Below are 23,099 nucleotides of genomic sequence, written 5' to 3' on the forward strand. Positions count from 1 at the left end.
GCGGGGCACTGCGCGGCTCAGCCGCGCAGTGCCTCCTTCCAGCGGCGGAAGAAATCGGCGCGGTTCTTCGGCTCGGTCGGCTCCAGCAGCGCGGTCGAGACCGGAATCGGCTTGAGATTGCCGTTGGCCATCTCGGTCAACCTGGTCAGGTTGAGCCCGGTTGTCACATCGGTGCGGATCGACGGCGCACCGACGGAGGCCAGCGCCGACTGCCCCGAATGGGCGAGCAGGAAGTCGAGGAAGACGCGGGCCGCGTTCGGATGCGGCGCGCCCTTGGAAATGTTGGCGACGCGCGAAAAGGCCGCGGTGTGGTCCGAGGTCAGAATGTAGCCGAGCGCCGGATTCTTCGCCGCCCACTCGATGGCGTAGGACGCGATGATGTTGAAGGCGAGCCAGTGCTCGCCCGAGACGATCTTCTCGCGCATCGCGCCAGAGCTGCCATAGGTCTTGCCCTCGGTCGCGCCGAACGCACGGACCAGCTCGAACGTGTCCGGCATGGTCTTGGCGTCATTGCTGAAGAACAGGAAGCCCGTGCCGCTCTTCTCGGGATCGAAGGTTGCGAGCTTGCCCTTCAGGGCATCCTTGTTGTCGCGCATGAAGGCCAGAAGCTCAGCCCTGGTTTTCGGGAGCTTGAACGAAGCGAGCTGGGCCTTGTTGTAGAGGATGCCGACCGGCTCGACCGTGGTGCCGTAGAGCATGTCGTTGAAGTTGCCCCAGCCTGGCAAATGGCCCGCTTCCGGCGACTTGTAGGCTTCCGCGAGCCCCTTCTGGGCGAGGACCATCTGCAGGTCCATCGCCGAGGTCCAGACCACGTCGGAACCGACCTGCTTGGCCGCAGCCTCCGAGATGATGCGGTTATAGGCGCCGTTGGTGCCAAGGTCATTGTAATCGACGCGGATGCCGGGGAAGGCCTTCTGGAACGCCTCGACAACCGGACGCCCCTGTACGTCGTCGGTCGAGGTGTAGATCGAGACCACCCCTTCGGCCCGTGCCTTCTCGACGATGGCCTTGTAGTCGGCCGGGTAGCTGGTGGGCAGCTCCTGCGCCCTGGCCGACAAGCCACCCGCGAGGGCCCCGACGCTCGCGGCCGAGGCCAACATGAAATGCCGCCGATCGATCATGTCCATCCTCCCACTGCTTATCGTTGCAAGGGATCCTAATGCCACAAATTGGTTTTATCAATATATAAAACCATTACTGCTTGGATGCAGCCTTCCGCACCTGAAACACGCCTCACGGGGCTTGGCGTGAGCGAAACCCCGGAATGACAAGGGGATCGAGACCCTGCACCCAAATGGCAGCAGCGCCTAAGCGGCGCGCCCTGCGTCGTCGGCCCGGGGATGCACGACCGGCGATTTGGAGGCCAGTGCCCCGCTGAGATGACGACGCATCAGATGGGCCGCCTCCAGATTGTCGCCCTTGGCCAGCAGATCGAGAATCTGGAGATGCTCGGAACTCTGCACGGCAATGCGTTGCGGGTTCACCTTCAGCCGATACTCCGCCAGCCGCCGCAACTGGTTGGCGCGCTCCAGCGCGTAGAAGAACATCGGATTGCCGGACATCCTGATGATGCCCTCGTGGAACTCCGCGCCGGCCGCCGTCATCGCCGCTGGCGCGAGCTCATCGAGTTCGCCCGAGGCCAGGCGCTCCTGCGTCCGGCGCAGCGCGGCTGCGATCGTGCGATCGAATCGAAAGCTCGGCTCCAGCAAGGCGGCGGGCTCGATCACCGCACGGAAACGGTAGATTTCCTCGAAAGCCTCGGCCGTCTTGGCAACCTGACGCAGTTTCCAGCCATAGCCCGGCTTCGGCTCGGCCCAGCCCTCGCGGGAGGCCCGCAACAGGAGATCCTGAGCTTGCGAGCGCGTCAGATTGTAGCGATCCCGGATCGCCTGCTCGGTCTGGTCGGCGCCGATTCGATCCTTGAGCCAGTCTTCGGCCAACTCGTAATAGGGATCGCTTTCGCGCGCACCGACGGGCTCCACTCCCGCCTCTCCCGCCTTTCGCCCTGAGCTTGGCAACACGAAGAAGCCGCGGTTTCGGCGGTTCTCGATGACGCCCTGGTCGCAGAGGATGGCCAGCGCCTCACGGACGGGTGAGCGCGAAACCTCGAAGCGCTTGGCAAGGGCCTCCGTCGCCAGATGGGAGCCCGTACCGAACTCGCCCATACCGATGCGTGCGATGATGTCGTTGGCGATGCGAAGAGCGAGAGGGCTATGGGGCATGTCTGGCGCCGTTGGTACATGCGAGTGATCGCAGGTCACGGCTCCGATGGCAAATCGCGCAAGGCTACCTTGACCCTTAATTGGTTTTATACAATTTAATAGCCAATTGAAAAATTGCACGGCGCCAGAGGAAAGCCAATATGAAAATTCTCGTCCTGCCCTGCGACGGCATTGGCCCCGAAATCGTCTCTGCCTCGATGGCGGTGCTGGAAGTCGCGAGCGATCGCTTCGGCCTCGGCCTCGGCTTCGACTACGACGATGTCGGCTTCAAGAGCCTCGAGCAATACGGCACGACCCTGCGCGAAAGCGTGCTCGACCGTGCCCGCAATGAGTTCGACGGGGTCATCTTGGGTACCCAGTCCCATGCCGATTATCCGGCGCCGGAGAAGGGTGGGCGCAACGTCTCTGCCGGCTTCCGCATCGGCCTCGATCTCTATGCCAATGTCCGCCCTGCCCGCACGCGGCCCTTCATCGGGTCCAACATGAAGCCCGGCAGGAGCATGGATCTCGTCATCATGCGCGAGGCCACCGAGGGCTTCTACCCTGACCGCAACATGCATCTCGGCTGGGCCGAACTGATGCCCTCTCCCGACATGGCGATCTCGCTGCGCAAGATCACGGCGCATTGTTCGAACCGCATCGCCCGGCGCGCTTTCGAGCTCGCCGCCAAGCGCCGGAAGAAGGTGACCGCCGTCCACAAGGTCAACAGCTTCCACCAGACCGACGGCCTGTTCCTGCGCGAAGTCCGCAAGGTCGCCACCGAATTCCCCGACGTTCAGCTCGATGACCTCCTGATCGACGCCTCGACCGCCCATCTCGTTCGCAATCCCGAGCGCTTCGACGTCATCTGCGCGACCAATTTTTACGGCGACATCATCTCGGATCTCGCCAGCGAACTGTCCGGCAGCCTCGGCCTCGCCGGCTCGATGATGGCGAGCGACACGCATTGCTGCGCCCAGGCGCAGCACGGCTCGGCCCCGGATATCCAGAACCAGGACAAGGCCAACCCGGTCTCGATGATCCTGTCCTGCGGCATGCTGTTGCAGTGGCTCGGCGAAAAGCGGAAGCTGCCCGCCTTCGAGCAGGCTTTCCATGCGATCGACAAGGCTATCGACACCGTGCTGACCGACCCCGCCTCGCGCACGCCCGATCTCGGCGGCAAGACCGGCACCAAGCGCTTCGGCGCGCTCGTCGCCGAGACCCTGCGCACGGCATGACGATGAGCGCGGAGGCCCGGCAGATCGCTGCCATTATCGGGGCGCCGCCCAAGGCGGTCCGCCAGGCGCTCTCGCGCCATGGCGTGCTGCGGGCAGGCATCAACCTGTCGAATTTCCTGCTGGTCTCCAGCCGCACGGCCGATGGCGGCCCGGCCGGCGTCTCCCCGGACATGGCGGCGATCCTTGCCGCATGCCTCGGCCTGCCGCTGACCTATGTTCCCTATGAATCGCCCGGCCCGGTCGCGGATGCGGCGGAGCGCGACGAATGGGATATCGCCCTCATCGGCGCCGAGCCGCAGCGCGCCGCCGTGATCGACTTCACCCCGGCCTATACCGAGATCGAGGCGACCTATCTGGTGCCGGCAAGCTCGACCCTGCAATCGGTGGTGGAGGTCGACCAGAAGGGGCGACGCATCGCGGTCGCCGGCCGCACGGCCTACGGCCTTTGGCTGGAACGGAACATCCAGGCAGCCGAACTCGTGACCGGCGAGGGTTTCGACGGAGCCTACCGGCACTTCGTCGACCAGAAACTGGACGCGCTCGCAGGCTTGAGGCCGAAGCTGATCGAGGACGAGAAGACATTGCCGGGCTCGCGGATGCTCCCCGGCCGCTTCATGGCGGTCCAGCAGGCGCTCGGCACGCCCAAGGCGTCCGGCATCGCGATCGATTACCTGCGCAGCTTCGTTTCCGCCGCCATCCGGACGGGCCTCGTCGGTCGTTTGATCGCCAGGCATGGGGTGGTCGGGCTCTCGGTCGCGGAAGCAACTCCCTGACATTCGCTCGGCAGGGGGCTGGGCCTGCCCGACCTCCCCTGCCTCAGACAGGCAGGAACATGCTGATTGGCGTCATCGCGGACGACCTTATCGGCGCGAACGATACCGCGTTCACGCCGCCCAAGGGTGGCAGCAGCGCCAGTCTCGCAACGGCGCAGCTTCTCGGGATACCAAATGACCGGCTGCCCCAGCATCCAGCTTGCAGCGGCGCTTTATTGCTCTGGTGCTCGCGCTGGGGTGTGGGTGGATGACAGGGGCCTGGCAGTAGGTTGCGGAGCAGGTAGAGCGAAAATCACTCAACATTTTTCAGCAGGCCGAAGCATCGTATCAACCGAGCGCCGGCGCGGTGGTGGTGCGCAGTCATCCGAAACTTTGTCCGCCTTGTTTGGCGCGACGTTCGTCCCAGCGGCGGCCGGGGGACTTTTGTTTTCAGCCGGGCTCTGCCCTTCCTTTCCGACTTCGGGCTTGTCACTTTTGGCTTGTCCCGCGGCACCCGGCTTGGCAGATGCCTTCCCTTGTCGGATGCCCCACTCGGATAGCGCAATGGCATTGGGGGTGATCGTATAAATATTCTTCAGCTTTACGACGATTTGGTTGCCGCGGGCGCTCGTGTTTTCAATCTTGAATTCGTCCTTTAGACCCGTAAGCAAGAATGCGCCGGCCTTTTGCGGCTGCCCAGCCTCCAACGTCAGAGTATTACCCATCGAGGCGTTCGCACTGATATTGAACGTGACGGTTACTTCATCCGCGATCAGTCCAGTCCTAAATTGACCGCTTCTCAGTTCATCCCGCATGGCGACCAGGCTTTTGCCTGTGTCTTTCATGGCAGTTTCCAGAGTTATATCACCGGGACGAGCAACATCGCTTGGAAGGTAGAACCCGCAGCCACCCAGAACAAAGCAAATTGCTGCCCCGCTGAATTGCCAACGCATGATCTCCGCCCCCCGCGCCTGACCAAGCGTTACCGTCACCCAATTGTTTTCGTCCTGCAAGTTTAAGCTAGCCCGCGATAGGCTCCTCATCCTTCTTCACATCATGCGCGACGATATCGAGCGAGCCGTCCGGCAACGGCCGCCGCAGGCCCGTCGCCTCCTCCCATGGCGCAGTCATCCAGACCTCGCGCTCTTCCGGCATCGTCAGGATCACCGGCATGGCCTTCGGGTGGATGGCCTGCCTCCCCGGAGACGACCAGATATCGCCGCCTGCCGGCCTGCCGAACTCGCTGAAGCTGCCAAAGAGGGGCGAGGCATCGAGGCTCGCTGCCAGCCAGCAGCGCCAGTGCGGGCTCCACGCGTTCGTGACGCCTGGGTCGCTCTTGCGGCCCTCCAGTGCGAAGGCCGGTGAGACGGCATGCCCCCAGCGTGTCATTGCCTGCCCCCGGGCCGCTCTCGTCGCTCCTGACGACTGCTGCAGCATAGTCCGGGAAGTTGCCGGGCAGCGGCGGCAGAATCACGCCGGCATCGTTGAACCCGGCGAACGGTTTGCGCATCGCTTCGACGCCCCCGGCGCCCAGATCGCCACAATGGCGAAGGCCCCGGAGGCGCGGAGGAGAGTCGACGCACTCGGGCCGCGAACGAAAGCGGCATCGTTCCGAAACAGCCGGGTCGGCACTTCCGAACTGCGACAGCATGGGATGTAAAAGGATAATAAAGGTGAGTATCTTCAGAGAGATACATGGCGCGGGCGACGGGGCTCGAACCCGCGACCTCCGGCGTGACAGGCCGGCACTCTAACCAACTGAGCTACGCCCGCGCTGGGCGGCTGAGGCATTCGCCGTCAGCGACGTGGTGAGTATTGCCCTCGGCCGAAAGTGTCAAGCGAGTGATGCCGGCAAAATCGCATCTGGGGAAAAATATCCTCGCCCTCGCCTATCGCTCGGCTCCGTCGCCTCCGCTCCATGGCGACGCCAGGCAAGGATCAAGCAGGACATGACGCCTGTCCTGGCGATTATATCCGCCGCGCAGGACCGCTTTGTCGCCCGGTTTCAGGTCCCCGGCGCCATAGGTCACGCAAAGAACCCGGACGCCCGGATCGGCACAGACCGCGACATACCAGAGTGCCCCGTCCGTCCGAACGAGACTCACCGTGCCCGCAATCGCCATGTCGACTCGCGAATCGGCGGGAAGCGTATCGGGAAGCTGGGCCGCAATGGATTCGCAGCTCGCCGGCTTGCCGGCTTGTTCCGGCTGCGAGAAGGCCGGGCGATCGACAAAGAAGGAATCGGGCAGGAGCGTCTGCGCCGAGGCTCGTCCCATGTCGAGGACGAATCCCAAGGAAGCGACGGCTGCCGCGCAGTGCAGGAAAGGACGAGGAACGATCAAGCGGGACACCTCCGGGAGCCCGGCAGGGTGACGATGAAGATGGCGGAATTCGGCCGCTGGTCCGCGTTTACGGGACAACAACCCGACAACGCTTGCGATGGAGCAGCCAAGGCCTTAAACGCGACCGCGAGGGCGGTTAGCTCAGTTGGTAGAGCATCTCGTTTACACCGAGAGGGTCGGCGGTTCGAGCCCGTCACCGCCCACCATGATCCAAGACATCGATAATGCCTCACGATATGCGGCGAATCGCAGCTCGCGATGGGCGCATGCGGCCCGAATTTGCCCATGCCTAGCGATCCGCCCGCCGTTTGGCCGCGGCATCGAGGCGCGCAATCCGGCGGATCGCGTCGTCGGTATCGGTCGAGCCAGCCAGCTTGAGCGGATCCAGCGGATAGTCGGCCTGCGCCAGCGCTTGGCGCACGGCGGCAGGCAGGGCGTCGAATGCCGCCCAACGGTCCAGCTTCGGCTTATGCTTCAGGCGGTATCTCGGCTTCATGGCTCCCTGACCGGACTGCCTTCTGGAACCCGGCATCGCGGTGGCTCGGGCAAGCCCTGCCGCGCTCACCGGCCAGAGCGTTCCGCGATGCCTGGAGGAGCAGAAATATGCCTGCTCCCGTGAGCTTGCACCTACTCCAGGCGCCCCAACGAAAACCGCCGGCGCTTGCGCGCCGGCGGTTCGTTCTTCCGAGACCGGAGATCAGTGGGCGACGACGCCCGCTGCGTCCTCATCCCCGCCCTTGGGCAGCGGGGCCTTGAGATCCTCTTCCCAGACGATCGGAACCGGCTGGCGGGTCAGCGCGTGCTGGAGCACCTGCTCCATGCGCGAGACCGGGACGATCTCCAGCCCGTCACGAACGGACTTCGGCAGGTCGATCAGGTCCTTGGCGTTCTCCTCGGGGATCAGCACCTTCTTGATGCCGCCGCGAAGCGCCGCCAGGAGCTTCTCCTTCAAGCCACCGATCGGCAGCACCCTGCCCCGCAGCGTGACCTCACCGGTCATGGCGACGTCGCGATTGGTCGGGATGCCGGTCAGGATCGAGACGATGGTGGTCGCCATCGCGATGCCGGCCGACGGACCGTCCTTCGGGGTCGCCCCTTCCGGAAGGTGGACGTGGATGTCACGCCGGTCGAAGAGCGGCGGCTCGATGCCGAAATCGACAGCCCGCGAGCGGACATAGGACGCCGCCGCCGAGATCGATTCCTTCATCACGTCGCGCAGATTGCCGGTGACGGTCATGCGGCCCTTGCCGGGCATCATGACGCCCTCGATCGTCAGCAATTCGCCGCCGACCTCGGTCCAGGCCAGGCCGGTGACGACACCGATCTGATCCTCCGTCTCCGCCATGCCGTAGCGATAGCGCGGCGGGCCGAGATACTCTTCCAGCAGCGGCTCGTTGACGACGACCTTGGCCTTCCGGCCGAGCACGATGTCCTTCACGCCCTTGCGGACCGTGTTGGAGAGCTCGCGCTCGAGATTGCGGACGCCGGCCTCGCGCGTATAGCGCCGGACCAGGGTCTGCAGGGCCTCGTCGGTGATCGACCACTCCTTGCCGTTGAGCCCGTGCTTCTTGATCGCGTTCGGGATCAGGTGCTTGCGCGAGATTTCGGTCTTCTCTTCCTCCGTGTAGCCGGCGATGCGGATCACCTCCATGCGGTCCAGAAGGGCCGGCGGGATGTTCAGCGTGTTCGCCGTCGTCACGAACATCACGTTCGACAGGTCGTAATCGACCTCGAGGTAATGGTCGTTGAAGGTGGCGTTCTGCTCGGGGTCGAGCACCTCGAGCAGGGCCGCCGAGGGATCGCCGCGGAAGTCCTGGCCCATCTTGTCGATCTCGTCGAGCAGGATGAGCGGGTTCGAGGTCTTGGCCTTCTTCATCGACTGGATGATCTTGCCCGGCATCGAGCCGATATAGGTGCGGCGGTGACCGCGGATCTCGGCCTCGTCACGCACGCCGCCGAGCGACATGCGGACGAACTCGCGGCCGGTCGCCTTGGCGATCGACTTGCCGAGCGAGGTCTTGCCGACGCCCGGAGGGCCGACGAGGCACAGGATCGGACCGGCGAGCTTGTTGGCCCGCTGCTGCACGGCGAGATACTCGACGATGCGATCCTTGACCTTGTCCAGCCCGAAATGATCGTCGTCGAGCACCATCTGGGCGGCGTTGAGGTCCTTCTTGATCTTCGAGCGCTTGTTCCAGGGTATGCCGAGCATCCAGTCGAGATAGTTACGCACGACGGTCGCTTCCGCGGACATCGGCGACATCTGACGCAGCTTCTTCATCTCCGCGGTCGCCTTGTCACGGGCTTCCTTGGTCAGCTTGGTCTGCGCGATGCGCTCTTCCAGCTCGGCCAGCTCGTCACGGCCTTCCTCGCCGTCGCCCAGCTCCTTCTGGATCGCCTTCATCTGCTCGTTGAGATAGTACTCGCGCTGGGTCTTCTCCATCTGGCGCTTGACGCGCGAGCGGATGCGCTTCTCGACCTGGAGCACGGACATCTCGCTCTCCATCAGCGAGAGCACCTTTTCCAGGCGATGGGCGACGTTGGTGATCTCGAGCACGCCCTGACGATCGGCGATCTTGACCGCCAGATGCGAGGCGACGGTGTCGGCCAGCTTGGCCGGCTCGTCGATCTGCGTGACAGCGGCGACGATCTCGCCCGAGATCTTCTTGTTGAGCTTCACATAGCTCTCGAACTCGCTGACGACCGAACGGGCGAGCGCCTCGACCTCAACCTTCTTGCCCTCTTCCTCGGCAAGGCCCGTGGCCTCGGCCTCGTAGAAGGACTCGCTCGCCGAATAGGACGATGCCTTGGCGCGGCCGACGCCCTCGACCAGCACCTTCACGGTGGAGTCGGGCAGCTTCAGGAGCTGCAGCACGCGGGCGAGCGTGCCGATCTCGTAGATCTCGTTGGGCTGCGGGTCGTCGTCGCCGGCGTTCTTCTGGGTTGCCAGCAGGATGAGCCCGTCCGTCTTCACGACTTCCTCGAGCGCGCGGATGGACTTCTCGCGGCCAACGAAGAGCGGGACGATCATATGGGGGAAAACGACGATGTCGCGCAAAGGCAGAACCGGGTAGGTGCCGGTCTCGCCTGTGACGAAAGGAGCGCGGGGCGTCGAGCCAGTCATGGCAGTTCCTTTGCAGTTGCGCCCGGCGGACCCCCGAGATGGGCGGAGCGATCGGACGTATGCGGCCGAGGCGACCATTCGCCTCTCCGCCCTCGCGCATCGCACCCTCATCAGGCATGCGACTCTCGCAAGTGCACCTAAAGTGGAGACTTCCTCGCCGGCTTTCAAGCGAGGTATCCGGCTCATGCACCGCTGTCCTGCAGCAGGCGAAGAACGGGCACCAGGACCTGAGACGGGTCAATCTCGCGCAGGGTTGTGGCGATGCGAAACCGCTGCCAGCCCTGTGCCATCTGAAACGCAAAACGCGCGCCAAGGGCGCGCGTCCTGTTGTCGCAATGCGAGAGAAATCAGGAAGCCGAGGCGGTCTTCGTTTCGTCCTCGCGCTCCGCATAGATGAAGAGCGGGCGGGCCTTGTTCTCCACCGCCTCGGGGCCGATCACGATCTGCTCGACGCCTTCCAGGCCGGGCAGTTCGTACATGGTCTCGAGCAGGATGCCCTCCATGATCGAACGCAGGCCGCGCGCGCCGGTCTTCCGCTCGATCGCCTTGCGGGCGATCAGGCTGACAGCCTCGTCGGTGAAGGTAAGCTGGGTGTCCTCCATCTCGAACAGGCGCTGATACTGCTTGACCAGCGCGTTCTTCGGCTCGGTCAGGATGGTCTTCAGCGCCGGCTCGTCGAGATCCTCCAGCGTCGCCAGGACCGGCAGGCGGCCGACGAATTCGGGGATCAGGCCGAACTTCAGGAGATCCTCGGGCTCGACCTGACGGAAGATCTGGCCGATGCGGCGATCATCCGGGGCCTCGACCTTGGCGCCGAAGCCGATCGAGGTGCCCTTGCCGCGGCTCGAGATGATCTTGTCGAGACCGGCGAAGGCGCCGCCGCAGATGAAGAGGATGTTCGTCGTATCGACCTGCAGGAATTCCTGCTGCGGATGCTTGCGCCCGCCCTGCGGCGGCACGGAGGCGACGGTGCCTTCCATGATCTTGAGCAGCGCCTGCTGGACGCCCTCGCCCGAGACGTCGCGGGTGATCGAGGGGTTGTCCGACTTGCGGCTGATCTTGTCGATCTCGTCGATATAGACGATGCCGCGCTGCGCCCGCTCGACATTGTAGTCGGAGGCCTGGAGCAGCTTGAGGATGATGTTCTCGACATCCTCGCCGACATAGCCGGCCTCGGTCAGCGTCGTCGCGTCGGCCATGGTGAAGGGCACGTCGAGGATGCGGGCGAGCGTCTGCGCCAGCAGCGTCTTGCCCGAGCCGGTCGGCCCGATCAGCAGGATGTTCGACTTCGCGAGCTCGACGTCGTTCTGCTTCGTCGCGTGCGAGAGGCGCTTGTAGTGATTGTGCACCGCCACCGAGAGCACCTTCTTGGCGTGCTCCTGGCCGATGACGTAGTCGTCGAGGACCTTGCGGATCTCCTTGGGAGTCGGCACGCCGTCCTTCGACTTCACCAGCGCGGATTTCGATTCCTCGCGGATGATGTCCATGCAGAGCTCGACGCATTCATCGCAGATGAACACGGTCGGGCCCGCGATGAGCTTGCGAACCTCATGTTGGCTCTTGCCGCAGAAAGAGCAGTAAAGCGTGCTCTTCGAGTCGCCGCCGGGCTTGTTAGCCATCCGTCCATCTCCAGTTCGGGAGCCGGGAGCCGCATCGCCCGTGGCGGGTGCAGCCGTCGTCTCTCCGTCATACTTAAGCGCTCAGATCACGATGATTAGGTTAACGGCCCGTTCCGGTACATTCGGATACGCAGGGCCGGCCTAAGCCGGATCAGAATGGAGCGCTCGTCCGCTCACCCCCGACCCCATGCAAACACGGGGCCGTCCTTCGTTCAATATGGGGGCTCGGATGAGCAGGGCCAACCCACAGGATCGCGAGCGCCCGATCAGGCTTCGGCCTCCGGCCGGCGCTCCATGACCTTGTCGATCAGGCCGAACTCCTTGGCCTGATCGGCGGTCATGAAATTGTCGCGCTCCAGCGCAGCGTGGATGTCCTCGTAGGAGCGCCCGGTGTGCTTCACGTAGATCTCGTTCAGCCGCTTCTTCAGGCTCTCGACCTCCTTGGCATGGATCAGGATGTCGGTGACCTGGCCCTGGAACCCGCCGGACGGCTGGTGAACCATGATGCGGGCGTTCGGCAGGGCGAAGCGCATGTCCTTGGCGCCGGCCGTCAGCAGGAGCGAGCCCATCGAGGCGGCCTGGCCGATGCAGACCGTCGTCACCGGGCAGCGGATCAGCTGCATGGTGTCGTAGATCGAGAGGCCGGAGGTCACCACGCCGCCGGGCGAGTTGATGTAGAAGGAGATTTCCTTCTTGGGGTTCTCGGCTTCGAGGAACAGGAGCTGCGCCACGATCAGCGAGGCCGAGAAGTCCTCGACCGGGCCGGTCAGGAAGATGATGCGCTCGCGCAGCAGGCGCGAATAGATGTCGAAGGCGCGCTCGCCGCGGCTCGACTGCTCGACCACCATCGGGACGAGATTGTTGTAGGTCTCGAGCGGATCGCGAAGCATGGATCTGTCCTTGAGGTGGAGCGCTGGGAAGCCCAGCAAGATGTCGAATCGGCGGTGTCTCGGAAGACACTCACTTAAGCACGGCAATCGCGGCTGAAAAGGGAAGCGCCGCCGGTCGCGAAGGCCGGCGGCGCGAATGCTGTCGTTAAGGTTGCCGCAAGGCTCAGGCAGAGGCGTCGTCGGCCTTGGCTTCGGCCTTCTTGGTCTTCTTGGCGGCGGCCTTCTTCGGCTTGGTCTCGGCGGCTTCCTCGGCATCGTCGTCGGCGTAGAGCGCCTCGCGCGAAACCGTCTGGTCCTCGACCTTCACCTGGCCGAGGAGATGGTCGACGACCTTCTCCTCGAAGATCGGGGCGCGGATCTCGGCGAGAGCCTGCGGGTTCTTGCGATAGAAGTCCCAGACCTGCTTCTCCTGACCGGGGAACTGGCGGGCACGCTCGATCAGGGCCTGGGTGACCTCGTCATCCGAGATCTGGACCTTGGCCTGCTCGCCGATCTCGGCCAGCACGAGGCCCAGGCGCACGCGGCGCTCGGCGATCTTGCGGTAGTCGGCGCGGGCGGCGTCCTCGGTGGTGTCCTCGTCGGCGAAGGTCTTGTTGGCCTGCTTCATGTCGGCCTCGACCTGGCTCCAGACGCTGGCGAACTCCTGCTCGACCAGGGTCGGCGGCAGCTCGAAGCTGTACTTGCCGTCGAGCGCGTCGAGCAGGCCCTTCTTGAGCTTGCGGCGCGACTGGGCGGTGAAGTCACGGCCGATCTGCTCGCTCACGGCTTCCTTGAGCTTGTCGAGCGATTCCATGCCGAAGGCCTTGGCGAGTTCGTCATCGATCTTGATGGCGTCCGGGCCCTGCACGTCGGTGACGGTGACTTCGAACTCGGCCGGCTTGCCGGCGAGGTTCTCGGCCGCATAGTTCTCGGGGAAGGTCACCTTGACGGTGCGGGCCTCGCCGGTCTTGGCGCCTTCGAGCTGCTCCTCGAAGCCCGGGATGAACTGGCCGGCGCCGAGATCGAGCGGGATGCCCTCGCCCGTGCCGCCGTCGAACTTCTCGCCGTCGAGCGTGCCGACGAAGGAGATGATCAGGCGGTCGCCCTTCTCGGCCTTGGCCTTCTCGCCCTTGGTCGAGTAGCTGCGGTTGCCGGAAGCCATGCGCAGCAGCGCAGCGTCGACATCGGCGTCCGGAACCTCGGCCACCGGCTTCACCAGCGAGACGTCCGAGAGGTCGGCGAGCTCGATCTTCGGGAGCACTTCAAGTGCGACGGTGAAGGCGAGATCGCCCTTGGCCTCCATCGCGGCCTCGATCTCTTCCTTGTTCTCGGGGAAGCGGATCTGCGGCTCGAAGGCGAGCTTCAGGTTGTTGTCGGCGACGATCTTCTGGTTCGCCTCGTTGACGGCGTTCTGCAGCACGTCGGACATGACCGAACGGCCATAGAGGCGGCGCAGATGCGCGACCGGCACCTTGCCCGGGCGGAAGCCGTTGATCTTGGCCTTGCCCTGGAGATCCTGGAGGCTGCCATCGAGCCTGGTCTTCAGGTCGGCGGCGTTCAGCACCACCTGGAATTCGCGCTTGAGGCCCTGGGACAGGGTTTCGGTCACGTTCATTTTTCTACCGCCAACAGCTCGTTTACGTCTCAATGTCCAAAGCGCGACGCCGGTTCCGACCGCCGCCGCGCTCGCGAATAACTCTCATATCGATCATCGTTTTCGCGCCCTGACGGGCGAGCGATGATCTTCTAGACCGATGGTGCGGGCGGAGGGACTCGAACCCCCACGACTTTCGCCGCTGGTACCTAAAACCAGTGCGTCTACCAATTCCGCCACGCCCGCCGGCCCGATAGCGCTGCGCGCGAGCAAACGCAGCGCGGCCATCGTCCAAGCCGCAGCGCTATACGCATTTCGGCCGGGCCATGCAGCAAAAAAATGACGGTTCTGCAAAACAGGCAGCCCGCGGCGCTTTTTCCGGCCGTGATCGTGGCGGCTCTCGCCAGAGCGGGCCGGCCGGATTATGCGGTACGGCATGACGAAACCGCCCGCCGCCCTGCCCTCGCTGACGCGCCGCCAATGTCTGGCGGGACTTGCCGGCACCAGCCTGCTCATGCCGCAGGCGGGATTTGCGCAAGCGCCAGCGACCGCCGCCCAGCCTGCGGCCGAGCCGCAACGGCAGACGCTCGTCGCTGCGCCCATCAAGGCAAGACTGCGCCCCACGCCACCGGTCGACACCGAGATCTGGGCCTTCGACGGCGCCACGCCCGGCCCGACCCTGCGAATCAAGCAGGGCGAGACCCTGGCGCTCAAGCTGGAGAACAAGACGATGGCCCCGCTTGACCTGCATTGGTACGGCCTGCGCGGCGAGGCCGAACGCGACGGCGCCGCGAGCTTCACGCGTCCGCCCATCGCCCCCGGAGAAACCGGCGAGTTCCGGATCTCGCCGCCGGATTCGGGCACCCTGCTCTATCGCCCGCTTCGAGCCGGCGGGTCGTCGGAACCTGCGGGCCGAGGCCTGAGCGGGCTCGTCATCGTCGAGGAAAAGGAGCCACCGGCCGTCGATCTCGACCTGCCGATTCTGATCACCGACTGGCTTATCGGCGACGACCAGGCGATCCAGCCCTTTGTGCTGCAGGGCAATGCCTCGGCTTCGGCCGGGCGGCTCGGGAGCTGGTTGACCGTCAACGGGCGCTCGCCGCCGCAGCCGATCACGGCCCGGCCCGGTGCGCGCGTCCGCCTCAGGCTCGCCAATGCCTGCAATGCCCGGATCATGCGTTTGCGCTTCGACGGCGGAAAGGCGACCGTGATCGCCGTCGATAGCCAGCCGACGGAGAGCTTTGCACCCGTGCGCTCGCAACTGCCCTTCGCGCCGGGCACGCGTTACGATGTCATCGTCGACCTGCCGATCGAGGTCGGTGCTGCTGTAAATGTCAGCGCCCTGATCGGCGGCGGCCTGCCTCTGGTCAGGATCGTGACCGCGGGCGAGCCGCAAGTGCCGCCGGCCTCCATGCCCGCCCTGAAGCTCAACCCTGCCCTGCCGCTGGGCGTGCGGATGCAGGATGCCTTGCGGCCCGAGCTCGTCATCGAAGGCGGCGCCAAGCTCTCCGAGGACCAGAAGCTCGATTTCACCGGGCTCGACCTCGCCACCCCCTGGCGGGTCAATGGCGGCACGGGCTCCTTCGACGGCAAGCCGCTGTTCAGCGTCAAGCGCGGCACGCCAATCGTCATGGCGATCGACAACCGCACGGCCTTCGTCCAGCCGTTCCATGTCCACGGCCACAGCTTCCGGCTGCTGCACCCGCTCGATGACGGTTGGGAGAATTATTTCCTCGACACCGTGCAGATCCCCGAGCGCAAGAAGCTGCACATCGCCTTCATCGCCGACAATCCCGGCCGCTGGCTGATCTCGTCGACGGTGCTGGAGCGCTTCGACCTCGGACTGTGGAGCTGGTTCGAGGTGACGTGAGGTTTCCCCCTTCGTCATTCCGGGGCAGGCCGAAGGCCTGAGCCCGGAACCCGTGAACACGACGCAGCGTCGAGAGAGCCGTCATTGCGAGCATGGCGAAGCAATCCAGGGGGACCGGGTTGAACGCTTCCGCCCAGTCCCCCTGGATTGCTTCGTCGCTGCCGCTCCTCGCAATGACGACGAAGGAGCGTCGTGTTCATGGGTTCCGGGCTCTTCGCTGACGCGAAACCCCAGAATAACGGCAGTGGTTCAGCCGCCTAAAGACTCAGCCGCTCGACCACATCCTGCACGATCGCGTCCTTGGTGTCCTCGACCGAGACGACCAGTGGCTTCTCGTCGTCACCCGGCTCTTCCAACGCAGCGAACTGGCTGTCGAGCAGGGCCGGCGGCATGAAATGGTGCTGGCGGGCGGCCATGCGGCGGCCGATCAGCTCGCGCGAGCCCTTGAGATAGACCAGCGCGACATCCGGCCTGTCACCGACGATCACCTGCCGATAGGCCCGCTTCAGCGCCGAGCAGGTGACGATGCCGTGCTCGCCCTTGGCCCGGAGATCGTCGATCCAGGCCGCAATCGCGGCGAGCCAGGGCTTGCGATCGTCGTCGTTCAGCGGCGTGCCGCCCGCCATCTTGGCGACGTTCTCGGGCGGATGGAAGGAATCGGCGTCGCGGAAGGGCCAGCCGAGGCGCTCAGCCAATCGCTCGCCGAGCGAGGTCTTGCCGGAGCTGGCGACGCCCATGACGACAATGACGGCTGGACGGCCGCCGCTTGTTGGCCCTGCCACGGTCTCAGCCCTGCTTCTTGGGTTCGACATGGCCGCCGAAGCCGGCGCGCATCGCCGAGAGGATCTTCTCGCCGAAGGTGTGGTCGACGCGCGAGCGGAAGCGCGCGAACAGCGCCGAGGTCAGCACCTCGGCCGGGGTCGCGGTCTCGACGGCGGCATCGACGGTCCAGCGGCCCTCGCCGGAATCCGAGACGTTGCCGGTATAGGAGGAGAGTTCCTCGTCGGCGGCCAATGCCTCGGCCGTCAGGTCGAGCAGCCAGGAGGTGACGACCGAACCGCGGCGCCAGACCTCGGCGATCTCGGCCACGTCGAAATCGAAGCCGTATTCGGCCGGCAGGCCTTCCTTGGCCGAGGCGTTGCGCAGCAGGTCGAAGCCCTCGGCGAAGGCCTGCATCATGCCGTACTCGATGCCGTTATGGATCATCTTGACGAAATGGCCGGCGCCGGTCGGGCCGCAATGGAGATAGCCCTGCTCGCTCGTCGGGTTGCGGCCCTCGCGATGCTTGGTCGGCTCGATCTCGCCCTTGCCGGGCGCCAGCGTCGCGAAGATCGGCTCCAGCCGATCGAAGGCCGTCTTGTCGCCGCCGATCATCAGGCAATAGCCGCGATCGAGGCCGTGGACGCCGCCGGAGGTGCCGATATCCATGTAGTGGATGCCCTTGGCGCCAAGCTCCTTGCCGCGGCGGACATCGTCCTTCCAGAAGGCGTTGCCGCCGTCGATCAGCGTATCGCCCGCGCCGACGAGGCCGGCGAGCTCGGCCAGCGTCGCCTCGGTGATCTTGCCGGCCGGCAGCATCACCCAGATGGCGCGCGGCGCCTTCAGCTTGGCGACCATGTCCTTGAGGTCCGCCGCGACGGTGGCGCCATCGGCGGCGAGGGCCTGGCCCGGCTTCGGATCCCGGTCGTAGACCACGCATTCATGGCCGGCGCGCATCAGCCGGCGCACGATATTGCCCCCCATACGGCCGAGGCCAATCACTCCAAGCTGCATGTCAGACACTCCGTGAAGCCGGCTTTCGCTGCTTCAAGCATGGAGCCTGCCGGCGGGGCAAGCCAGCGCGACGCAGGGCTCAGCCCCGGATTTGCCGCTGCAAGGCCCGCCAACGCCCCGGCGTGACGCCATAGGCGCGGCGGAACTGACGGGTCAGATGACTCTGGTCGGCGAAGCCGCAGGCGAAGGCCGTGTCGGCCGGGGACATGCTCTCCGCCAGCATGCGGCGGGCGCGATCCAGGCGGCGCATCACGAGGTAGTTATAGGGGCTGGTGCCGAAGGCCGCGCGGAACTGGCGCGCCAAGGTGAAGCGATCGAACCCGGTCACGGTTTCGAGCCCGCTGGAATCGACGGCCTCCGTCGCATGGGCATCGAGATAGTCGCGGGCGCGCTCCAGCGCCGGGGCGTCGAGCCGAGATGAACCGGCGCGGCAGGCCGAAGGATCGAGTGCGAACAAGACCTGCGCGAGCCGCTCGACCAGATCGTCGACCGCCAGCGGATCGAGCGGCTGGTCGAGATCGCGCAGCGCACGGGCTATCGCGGCGACGAGGCGCGGCTCCTGCGAAACGGCTGTGGATATGAAGGGCAAGGCGCAGCCGCCCTCGCCCATCGCCTGCCGGATCAGGCGCGGCGCGACATAGAGCATGCGGTAGCGGAAGCCGGTTTCGATACCGGAGCGGCCGTTATGGACCTCGTCGGGATGCAGGACGATGGCGTGGCCACCGAGGCTGTCGCGCCTCGCGCCGCGATAATCGAAGGACTGCACGCCCGACAGCGTCAGCCCGAAAGCATAGGTGTCATGGCGGTGCGGGTCATAGGCATAGCCCCGGAAGAACGCCTCCATGCGCTCGATGCCATCAGCGCCGGCGCCGAGCCGGACCCAGTCCTGCTCCGGCCCGCACGATCGTTCAAGACGGGCCTTCCCGGCCTCGGTTAGCGATGCATCCATGCGTTACGATACCAAGATCGCCATCGTGGTTCGCGATGATCTCGCAACCTGGCAAAAACTCAATATCGCCAGCTTCCTGGCCGGCGGGCTCGTCGGATCCTCCCCGGAACTCGCGGGCGAACCCTATCAGGATGCTTCCGGCCGCTTCTACGGGCCGCTGATCCGCCAGCCCGTCCTGATCTTCGGGGCGAGCCCCGTGGAACTCACCAACGTGCTCCTGCGAGCACAGCAGCGCGGCGTCAGGCCGCATCTCTATACCAAAGACCTGTTCGCAACCGGCAACGATATCGACAACCGCGCCGCCGTCGCCGCGGTAGCGACGGGTGCGCTCGACCTCGTCGGCCTCGGGCTCCACGCCGAGCGCAAGGAGATCGACAAGATCGCCAAGGGGTTGAAGCTGCACGGATAAGCTGTGCCCGCCCCGCAGACTTCGCTGCCTCATTCCTGTGCAACGCAAGAGCCGCACCCCGCATTCACGGCCCCGGAACGCGACTTTGGTCGGTGTTATCCAGCGCATTTTTTGGCATTTACGAGTCTGGGAGAATCGCCTTAGCCTCCTTCTTGTCGGTAACAACTGAAAGGAGGTGATCCAGTGTCTCATTGTCATCAACCGCTGGTGCAGAGCGGGCGGACCTGGACCTCTTCTTGCTGGGGTTTCTATTCCGCGTGAGTTTTCGCACCTTCAGATCCGGTTCGCCGGGTCGCGGTTCGGCAATGGAAGGGCTGCCCGCAAGGGCGGCCCTTCTCGCTTTTATAGCTCCAATGCTGGCGCATGGCCGCAAGCCGTGGCAGACAGGCGGCGTGTCACGCTTTTCCCTGCCCAATATCCCGAGTGCCGGCCGTGTCCGTTCCTGAGCCGAGCCGCGAGGCCATTCTCGACTTCATCGAGGAAGAGCGCGCTGCCGGCCGCGAGGTCGGCCGGCGCGAGATCGCCAAGGCCTTCGGGCTCGATGGCGGCGGCAAAATCTGGCTGAAGCGCCTGCTCAAGGAAATGGAGCAGGAGGGCGAGATCGGCGGCGATGGCGAGGAACGCCCGGTCCACCCGCGCGGCGCATTGCCGCCCGTGCTGCTCTCCGAGATCAAGCGCCGCGACCGTGAGGGCGACCTCATCGCCCAGCCGCTGGAATGGGACGAGGCCGAGAACGGCGCCCCGCCGCAGATTCTCGTCGAGCGCACCCGCGAGGGACGGCGCAAGGACAAGTCGGCTGCCCCGGCGCCGGGCGTCGGCGACCAGGTCATCCTCAAGCTGACGCGGCTGCGCGGCGTCGAAGGCTTCGGCTATTCTGGCCGCGTGCTCAAGGTGATGGGCAAGGCCAAGGCCGCCGTGCTCGGCATCTTCCGCGCCCTGCCCGACGGCTCCGGTCGACTGATCCCGATCGACAAGAAGGCGCTGGGGCGCGAGGCCATCATTCCGAAGGGCCGCACGGCTGAGGCGCAGGACGGCGATCTCGTCTCGGTCTCATTGCGCCGCGAGACCCGCTTCGGCCCGCCCGAGGCGCATGTGCGCGAGCGGCTGGGCTCGATCAAGTCGGAGCGTGCCGTCAGCCTGATCGCGATCCACGCCCATGGCATTCCGCACGAATTCCCACCCGCCGCGCTTCAGGAAGCAGCGAACGCGCCGCTTGCCACGCTGAAGGGGCGCGAGGACTGGCGCGATCTGCCGCTCGTCACCATCGATCCGGCCGACGCCAAGGACCATGACGACGCGGTCCATGCCGTGCCGGACGAGGACCCCGCCAATCCCGGCGGCTTTGTCGTGACCGTCGCCATCGCCGATGTCGCGGCCTATGTGACGCCCGGCTCGGCGCTCGACCGCGAGGCGCTGGAGCGCGGCAACTCGGTCTATTTCCCCGACCGTGTCGTGCCGATGCTGCCGGAGCGGATCTCGAACGATCTCTGTTCGCTGCGCGAGCATGAGGACCGGCCGGCGCTCGCCGTCCGGCTCGTGCTCAAGGCCGACGGCTCGAAGAAGGGCCATTCCTTCCACCGCGTGCTGATGCGCTCGGCGGCGAAGCTCTCCTACCAGCAGGCGCAAGCCGCCATCGACGGGCAGGCGGACGAGAAGACCGCGCCGATCCGCGAGAGCGTGCTGATGCCGCTCTGGGCGGCCTATGGCATCGCGGCTCGCGCCCGCGACCAGCGCCAGCCGCTCGAACTCGACCTGCCCGAACGCAAGCTGATCCTGAAACCCGACGGCTCGGTCGATCGCGTCATCGTGCCGGACAGGCTGGCGGCGCATCGGCTGATCGAGGAATTCATGATCCTCGCCAATGTCGCCGCGGCCGAGACGCTGGAGAAAGCCGGGAGCCTCTTGATCTATCGCTGCCATGACGAGCCCTCGCTGGAGAAGATGCGGGCGCTCGGCGAGGTGCTGGCCTCGATCGGCATCAAGCTGCCGCAGGACGGGGCGCTGCGGCCCGTGCTGTTCAACCGCATCCTGGCGATGATCAAGGGCTCGGAGAACGAAACCCTGATCAACGAGGTCGTGCTGCGCACGCAGGCCCAGGCCGAGTATGTCGCCGAGAATTACGGGCATTTCGGCCTGAACCTGCGCCGCTACGCCCATTTCACCTCGCCGATCCGGCGCTATGCCGACCTGATCGTGCATCGCGCGCTGATCACGGCGCTGAAGCTCGGCGATGACGGCCTGCCGAGGAGCGCGACGCTTGCGGAGCTGCGCGAGGTCGCGACCCGCATCTCGGCGGCCGAGCGACGCGCCATGGCTGCCGAGCGCGAGACGACCGATCGCTTGATCGCCCATTTCCTCGCCGGCCAGATCGGCGCGAGCTTCGACGGGCGCGTCGGTGGCGTCACCCGCGCCGGGCTGTTCGTGAAGCTCGACGGCACCGGCGCCGACGGCTTCGTCCCGGCCTCGACGCTGGGCGGCGACTATTACCGCTACGACGAGGCGGCCCATGCCCTGATCGGCGAGCGCACCGGCGAGAGCTGGCGCCTCGGCGACCGGGTCCATGTCAAGCTGGTCGAGGCGGCGCCCGTCGCTGGCGCTTTGCGCTTCGAGATTCTCTCGGCCGGGCGGAAGATGACGACGGGCGGTGCCGGCAGGCGGCGCGGCGGCGGAGCGCCGTTCGGAGCGAACCGGCCGGCGGCCAGCTTCGGCAAGAAGAGCAAGCCGGGCTGGTCCAAAACCGGCAAAGGCAAGCCTGGCAAGAGGCGATGATGGGCGTCCAGATCCACAGTGCCGACGGGCATCTCGAAGAGCGCGACTGGCGCCAGGCGGTGACGCGCGGCTTGCGCGGCCGCTGCCCGCATTGCGGCCAGGGCCGGCTGTTCCGTGCCTTCCTGAAGCCGGTCGACGCCTGCGAAGTCTGCGGCGAGGACCTGCATCACCAGCGCGCTGACGACCTGCCGCCCTATATCGTCATCACCATCGTCGGGCACATCATCGTCGGCGGCTTGCTGCTCGCGGAGAAGTTCGGCGACTGGCCGATGTGGCTGCACATGACCGTCTGGCCGCTTCTCACCATCGTCCTGTCCTTCGCGCTGATGCAGCCTGTAAAGGGCGGCGTCGTCGGCCTGCAATGGGCCGTGCGCATGCATGGCTTCGGCGGCGAGCCCGACCGGCCCGAGCGCCAGCCTTTGCCTCCTTCGGAAACACGCTGATGACCGATCACACCGTCACCCTGACCCAGGCCGAGCGGGCACGCACCAGCACCAACCAGCGTCCCAAGGACGCCGCGACCATGATGATCCTGGATCGCAGCCAGGCGCGCCCCAAGGTGCTGATGGGCAAGCGCCACGAGGGCCACAAGTTCATGCCGGGCAAATACGTCTTCCCGGGCGGGCGCGTCGATGCCGGCGATCGGCAGATGGTCGCGACCGGCGCCGTGCCGCAGATCTGCGAGGACCGGCTCGCCAAGCGCTGCCTGCGCCCCAGCGCCGGCAAGGCGCGGGCGCTGGCGATGGCCGCCATCCGCGAGACCTTCGAGGAAACCGGACTGCTCTTCGGCTCCGACGAGTTCGGCACGCCGGAAACTACACCACCGGGAAGCTGGAGCGAGTTTGCGGCGCAGGGCGTCTATCCCGATCTTTCGGCCGTGACCTTCGTTGCGCGCGCGATCACCCCACCGCGCCGGCCGAAGCGATTCGACACCCGCTTCTTCGCGATAGACGCCTCGGCCGTCGCCAAACGCATCGACGGCATCATCGGCCCCGATTCGGAGCTGGTCGACCTGGTCTGGGTCGATTTCGACGAGGCCAAGCAGCTCGACCTGCCCACGATCACCAAGGTGATCATTCAGGAGGTCGAAGCCCGGATCGATGCCGGTTTTGCGCCCTATCTGCCCGTCCCGTTCTATTGGGAGAAGCGCGGCAGCTTCGTGCGCGAGGAGCTCTAAAGCTGCCTCGCGCGCGCCAGAGCTATTCTTCCTTGACTTCGCCGGCCCTTTGCGGCATTCCCCGCGCTGACGGTTTGCCGGGTTCGCCCGGCCATTTTCTTTTCCGAGGGCCACCGGCCCGCATGGTTCGAGGATAGACCCATGGCCAAGGCCGTGACGATCAAGATCAAACTGCTTTCGACCGCCGACACCGGCTTCTTCTACGTGACGAAGAAGAACTCGCGCACGATGACCGAGAAGATGTCGAAGAAGAAGTATGACCCCGTCGCGCGCAAGCACGTCGAGTTCAAGGAAACCAAGATCAAGTGAGGCTTGGCCTCGCGATCTGACTTCGCTTTGAAAAACCGCCCTTTCGGGCGGTTTTTTCGTTTTGGGCGGACCATTTAGATATACCTTGGATCTGCGGCGTCATC

General features: G+C 65.5%; 21 protein-coding genes and 3 tRNA genes. 9 read left to right on the forward strand and 15 right to left on the reverse strand.

Features of this window, described 5'->3' with window-relative positions:
• Window positions 1-17: 17 nt before the first annotated feature.
• Window positions 18-1,121: an ABC transporter substrate-binding protein gene (locus Q0Q02_RS02430; protein WP_293806556.1), complete on the reverse strand. Its 1,104-nt coding sequence runs from the start codon at window positions 1,119-1,121 to the stop codon at window positions 18-20.
• Between the two features lie 186 nt (window positions 1,122-1,307).
• Window positions 1,308-2,222 carry a GntR family transcriptional regulator gene (locus tag Q0Q02_RS02435; protein ID WP_293806558.1) on the reverse strand — a complete coding sequence of 305 codons (915 nt, stop codon included), beginning with the start codon at window positions 2,220-2,222 and terminating at the stop codon, window positions 1,308-1,310.
• 140 nt (window positions 2,223-2,362) lie between these two features.
• Between Q0Q02_RS02435 and Q0Q02_RS02440 the strand changes: the two genes are divergently transcribed.
• On the forward strand, window positions 2,363-3,439 hold the full coding sequence (locus Q0Q02_RS02440; protein WP_293806560.1) for an isocitrate/isopropylmalate dehydrogenase family protein: 1,077 nt from the start codon (window positions 2,363-2,365) through the stop codon (window positions 3,437-3,439).
• Window positions 3,436-4,212: a transporter substrate-binding domain-containing protein gene (locus Q0Q02_RS02445; protein ID WP_293806562.1), complete on the forward strand. Its 777-nt coding sequence runs from the start codon at window positions 3,436-3,438 to the stop codon at window positions 4,210-4,212. Before Q0Q02_RS02440 ends, Q0Q02_RS02445 begins: the two co-directional genes overlap by 4 nt.
• A 296-nt stretch (window positions 4,213-4,508) precedes the next feature.
• Here the strand turns inward: Q0Q02_RS02445 and Q0Q02_RS02450 are convergent, their stop codons facing one another.
• From Q0Q02_RS02450 to Q0Q02_RS02465, 4 genes are all read right to left on the reverse strand, one after another.
• A complete protein-coding gene (locus Q0Q02_RS02450; RefSeq protein ID WP_293806564.1) occupies window positions 4,509-5,204 on the reverse strand; it encodes a hypothetical protein in 696 nt (231 codons plus the stop codon).
• A 7-nt stretch (window positions 5,205-5,211) separates the two neighbouring features.
• Window positions 5,212-5,580, reverse strand: a complete 369-nt coding sequence (locus tag Q0Q02_RS02455; protein WP_293806566.1) for a hypothetical protein — start codon at window positions 5,578-5,580, stop codon at window positions 5,212-5,214.
• 307 nt (window positions 5,581-5,887) lie between these two features.
• Window positions 5,888-5,964, reverse strand: a tRNA-Asp gene (locus Q0Q02_RS02460).
• Between the two features lie 116 nt (window positions 5,965-6,080).
• Complete coding sequence (locus Q0Q02_RS02465; protein WP_293806568.1) at window positions 6,081-6,533, reverse strand: hypothetical protein; 453 nt, start codon at window positions 6,531-6,533, stop codon at window positions 6,081-6,083.
• A 130-nt stretch (window positions 6,534-6,663) separates the two neighbouring features.
• Between Q0Q02_RS02465 and Q0Q02_RS02470 the strand changes: the two genes are divergently transcribed.
• Window positions 6,664-6,739, forward strand: a tRNA-Val gene (locus Q0Q02_RS02470).
• 83 nt (window positions 6,740-6,822) lie between these two features.
• Here the strand turns inward: Q0Q02_RS02470 and Q0Q02_RS02475 are convergent.
• The 6 genes from Q0Q02_RS02475 to Q0Q02_RS02500 all read right to left on the reverse strand — a co-directional run bounded on the left by Q0Q02_RS02475 (window position 6,823) and on the right by Q0Q02_RS02500 (window position 13,985).
• A complete protein-coding gene (locus Q0Q02_RS02475; protein WP_293806570.1) occupies window positions 6,823-7,065 on the reverse strand; it encodes a hypothetical protein in 243 nt (80 codons plus the stop codon).
• Window positions 7,066-7,230: 165 nt separating this feature from the next.
• Window positions 7,231-9,657, reverse strand: a complete 2,427-nt coding sequence (gene lon, locus Q0Q02_RS02480) for an endopeptidase La (RefSeq protein WP_293806572.1) — start codon at window positions 9,655-9,657, stop codon at window positions 7,231-7,233.
• A gap of 347 nt (window positions 9,658-10,004) precedes the next feature.
• Entirely contained in the window at window positions 10,005-11,276 is a 1,272-nt protein-coding gene (clpX, locus tag Q0Q02_RS02485) for an ATP-dependent Clp protease ATP-binding subunit ClpX (protein ID WP_293806574.1), read from the reverse strand.
• A gap of 266 nt (window positions 11,277-11,542) precedes the next feature.
• Window positions 11,543-12,166, reverse strand: a complete 624-nt coding sequence (locus Q0Q02_RS02490; RefSeq protein WP_293806576.1) for an ATP-dependent Clp protease proteolytic subunit — start codon at window positions 12,164-12,166, stop codon at window positions 11,543-11,545.
• A gap of 163 nt (window positions 12,167-12,329) precedes the next feature.
• On the reverse strand, window positions 12,330-13,760 hold the full coding sequence (gene tig / locus Q0Q02_RS02495) for a trigger factor (protein WP_293806578.1): 1,431 nt from the start codon (window positions 13,758-13,760) through the stop codon (window positions 12,330-12,332).
• A 140-nt stretch (window positions 13,761-13,900) separates the two neighbouring features.
• A tRNA-Leu gene (locus tag Q0Q02_RS02500) sits at window positions 13,901-13,985 on the reverse strand.
• Between the two features lie 190 nt (window positions 13,986-14,175).
• On the opposite strand from Q0Q02_RS02500, the gene Q0Q02_RS02505 reads away from it, so the two are divergent.
• The gene (locus Q0Q02_RS02505; RefSeq protein ID WP_293806580.1) at window positions 14,176-15,609 is read left to right on the forward strand and encodes a multicopper oxidase family protein; all 1,434 of its coding nucleotides are present in this window, start codon (window positions 14,176-14,178) and stop codon (window positions 15,607-15,609) included.
• A gap of 257 nt (window positions 15,610-15,866) precedes the next feature.
• Here the strand turns inward: Q0Q02_RS02505 and Q0Q02_RS02510 are convergent, their stop codons facing one another.
• From Q0Q02_RS02510 to Q0Q02_RS02520, 3 genes are all read right to left on the reverse strand, one after another.
• Window positions 15,867-16,346 carry a gluconokinase gene (locus Q0Q02_RS02510; RefSeq protein WP_293806582.1) on the reverse strand — a complete coding sequence of 160 codons (480 nt, stop codon included), beginning with the start codon at window positions 16,344-16,346 and terminating at the stop codon, window positions 15,867-15,869.
• Window positions 16,347-16,395: 49 nt separating this feature from the next.
• Window positions 16,396-17,391, reverse strand: a complete 996-nt coding sequence (gene gnd, locus Q0Q02_RS02515; protein ID WP_293806584.1) for a phosphogluconate dehydrogenase (NAD(+)-dependent, decarboxylating) — start codon at window positions 17,389-17,391, stop codon at window positions 16,396-16,398.
• Window positions 17,392-17,461: 70 nt separating this feature from the next.
• Window positions 17,462-18,331 (reverse strand): AraC family transcriptional regulator, encoded by an 870-nt coding sequence (locus tag Q0Q02_RS02520; protein ID WP_293806586.1) that lies wholly within the window; start codon window positions 18,329-18,331, stop codon window positions 17,462-17,464.
• Between Q0Q02_RS02520 and Q0Q02_RS02525 the strand changes: the two genes are divergently transcribed.
• The 5 genes from Q0Q02_RS02525 (at window position 18,330) to rpmG (ending at window position 22,995) form a co-directional block, all read left to right on the forward strand.
• The gene (locus Q0Q02_RS02525; protein WP_293806587.1) at window positions 18,330-18,740 is read left to right on the forward strand and encodes a DUF2000 family protein; all 411 of its coding nucleotides are present in this window, start codon (window positions 18,330-18,332) and stop codon (window positions 18,738-18,740) included. The two genes, Q0Q02_RS02520 and Q0Q02_RS02525, sit on opposite strands and share 2 nt — an antisense overlap.
• A gap of 432 nt (window positions 18,741-19,172) precedes the next feature.
• On the forward strand, window positions 19,173-21,509 hold the full coding sequence (rnr, locus tag Q0Q02_RS02530; protein ID WP_293806589.1) for a ribonuclease R: 2,337 nt from the start codon (window positions 19,173-19,175) through the stop codon (window positions 21,507-21,509).
• On the forward strand, window positions 21,509-21,952 hold the full coding sequence (locus Q0Q02_RS02535) for a DUF983 domain-containing protein (protein WP_293806591.1): 444 nt from the start codon (window positions 21,509-21,511) through the stop codon (window positions 21,950-21,952). The genes rnr and Q0Q02_RS02535 overlap by 1 nt, the downstream gene beginning before the upstream one ends.
• On the forward strand, window positions 21,952-22,686 hold the full coding sequence (locus Q0Q02_RS02540) for an NUDIX hydrolase (protein WP_293806593.1): 735 nt from the start codon (window positions 21,952-21,954) through the stop codon (window positions 22,684-22,686). The genes Q0Q02_RS02535 and Q0Q02_RS02540 overlap by 1 nt, the downstream gene beginning before the upstream one ends.
• Window positions 22,687-22,827: 141 nt before the next feature.
• The gene (gene rpmG, locus Q0Q02_RS02545) at window positions 22,828-22,995 is read left to right on the forward strand and encodes a 50S ribosomal protein L33 (RefSeq protein ID WP_038367996.1); all 168 of its coding nucleotides are present in this window, start codon (window positions 22,828-22,830) and stop codon (window positions 22,993-22,995) included.
• The last annotated feature ends 104 nt before the right edge of the window (window positions 22,996-23,099 follow it).

Source organism: uncultured Allobosea sp. (genome assembly GCF_945956895.1).
Taxonomy (GTDB): domain Bacteria; phylum Pseudomonadota; class Alphaproteobacteria; order Rhizobiales; family Beijerinckiaceae; genus Allobosea.